Below are 1,452 nucleotides of genomic sequence, written 5' to 3' on the forward strand. Positions count from 1 at the left end.
CGTCGGCGGCGGGCCCGGCCCGCCGCCGACGTCGGCGTACGCCCTCCCGCTCGACCTCGGCGGACGAGCGGGCTGCGGCCTGCGCTACTCTTGAACGTCGCCGCTGTCGCACCGCGCTGACCGTGCGCGTCCCCGAGGGCGGCGACGGCCGCATTTTCCCAGCTCCAAGCCCCAGGAAGTGACATGCCTCCGAAGAAGAAGCTCGTCAAGACGTTCACGCTTCAGCTGCCGGCGGGCCAGGCCACGCCGGCGCCGCCGGTCGGCCCCGCGCTCGGCCAGCACGGCGTGAACATCATGGAGTTCTGCAAGTCCTACAACGCGCAGACCGAGTCCCAGCGGGGCGACATCGTCCCCGCCGAGATCAGCGTGTTCGAGGACCGGTCCTTCAGCTTCGTGCTGAAGACCCCGCCTGCCGCCCGGCTGCTGATCAAGGCCGCCGGTGTGCAGAAGGGCTCGGGCGTCCCGCAGGCCGAGAAGGTCGGCTCGGTGAGCCGCGCCCAGCTGCGTGAGATCGCCGAGAAGAAGATGGCCGACCTCAACGCCAACGACCTGGACCAGGCCGAGAAGATCATCGCCGGCACCGCCCGGTCGATGGGCATCACCGTCAGCGACTGACGTTCGGCCTCGCCGACGACCCGACCGTGGGAGGGCCCGCGCCGAGCGGCCCGCCAGAGACCACAGGAGTAATCAGCAATGCAGCGCAGCAAGAGCTACCGCAAGGCCGCCGACGTCATCGACCGGTCGAAGCTCTACACCCCCTCCGAGGCCGTGAAGCTGGCCAAGGAGACCACCAACGTCAAGTTCGACGCCACGGTCGAGGTCGCCATGCGCCTCGGCGTCGACCCCCGCAAGGCGGACCAGATGGTCCGCGGCACGGTCAACCTGCCGCACGGCACCGGTAAGACCGCCCGCGTGATCGTGTTCGCCGGTGGCGCGAAGGCCGAAGAGGCCGCCGCGGCGGGTGCGGACGAGGTGGGCACCGACGAGCTGGTCGCCCGCATCCAGGGTGGTTGGCTCGACTTCGACGCGGCGATCGCCACGCCGGACCAGATGGCCAAGATCGGCCGGATCGCGCGGATCCTGGGCCCGCGCGGTCTCATGCCGAACCCGAAGACCGGCACGGTGACCATGGACGTCACCAAGGCGGTGCAGGACATCAAGGGCGGCAAGATCACCTTCCGGGTGGACAAGCACTCCAACCTGCACCTGATCATCGGCAAGGCCTCCTTCACGGAGACCCAGCTGGTGGACAACTACGCTGCGGTGCTCGACGAGGTGCTGCGCGCCAAGCCGTCCGCGGCTAAGGGCAAGTACCTCCGCAAGGTCATCCTCACCACCACCATGGGCCCGGGTGTCCCGGTCGACCCGAACCTGGTGAAGAACCTCCGTGAGGACCAGGCCGAGGCCTGAGCCGACAGTTCGCTCGCACCGGGGCGCCGCCACGATCGTGGC

At 69.5% G+C, this 1,452-nt stretch carries 2 protein-coding genes; both read left to right on the plus strand.

The annotated features are described in order from the left end of the window. Nucleotides 1–183 precede the first annotated feature (183 nt). Nucleotides 184–615 (plus strand): 50S ribosomal protein L11, encoded by a 432-nt coding sequence (gene rplK / locus AB0J68_RS32150; RefSeq protein WP_007465329.1) that lies wholly within the window; start codon nucleotides 184–186, stop codon nucleotides 613–615. 78 nt (nucleotides 616–693) lie between these two features. After that, a complete protein-coding gene (gene rplA, locus AB0J68_RS32155) occupies nucleotides 694–1,410 on the plus strand; it encodes a 50S ribosomal protein L1 (protein WP_234583444.1) in 717 nt (238 codons plus the stop codon). Nucleotides 1,411–1,452 lie beyond the last annotated feature (42 nt).

This window comes from Micromonospora sp. NPDC049580, from assembly GCF_040675595.1.
Classification (GTDB): domain Bacteria; phylum Actinomycetota; class Actinomycetes; order Mycobacteriales; family Micromonosporaceae; genus Micromonospora.